At 33.2% G+C, this 588-nt stretch carries 1 protein-coding gene; it reads left to right on the top strand.

The window, feature by feature from the left end; all coding sequences use genetic code 11:
- Positions 1-363 precede the first annotated feature (363 nt).
- Positions 364-540, top strand: coding sequence for a hypothetical protein (locus QVO88_RS08200; RefSeq protein WP_288177909.1), 177 nt, complete (start codon positions 364-366; stop codon positions 538-540).
- Positions 541-588: the final 48 nt, after the last annotated feature.

Raw genomic sequence — 588 nt, 5'->3', positions numbered from 1 at the left:
CCCCTATATTTATAACCATACTTATTGCATTTTTTACTATCATGTTAGCAATTTGTTTAGTTAAATGGGTAGTAAAGTAAGGGGTGTTTGTATGGATTTCTTTGAACTTATGCACGTTATATACGAACATCTTTACAAGATATTCGCTTTTCGTCTCCAACTTGGCTCTTATAATTTTACAATAGGTTCTGTTATATTTGGACTTTTTGTCATTTCCTGCTCTATTGCCCTCTTACAGTACCTTTTTGGTGATTAATATGTTAGATCTCTCAGTATATTTATTTTTATGTTTCATAATAATGCTTATTCTATGGCATTACAACAAGAAAGGATATTGATATGTTAGTTATACTCAAATTTTTTGTGATAATACTTTGTGTTGTCCTTATATTCTCTGCCCTCTGCGGTGTGGTTGTGTTTATTTCTGACATCAAGCGGTTTAAGCTTGATACACAAATGAGCCTGCCTCGCCAAAAGCTTATTGAGCGGTATGTAGACCAACAGGAACTTGAAAAGGGCGGTGATAATAATGTTGTATGATGTTCAAAATTCCTGTTACCAACTTCTTAAACTTTTAGGCTGTGATTT

It is taken from the genome of Ruminococcus sp. CAG:57 (assembly GCF_000435935.1).
In the GTDB taxonomy this organism is placed as follows: Bacteria; Bacillota; Clostridia; order Oscillospirales; family Ruminococcaceae; genus Hominimerdicola; species Hominimerdicola aceti.
The sequence above is the reverse complement of the archived record's forward strand: the minus strand, read 5'-3'. Positions and strand labels throughout refer to the sequence as shown.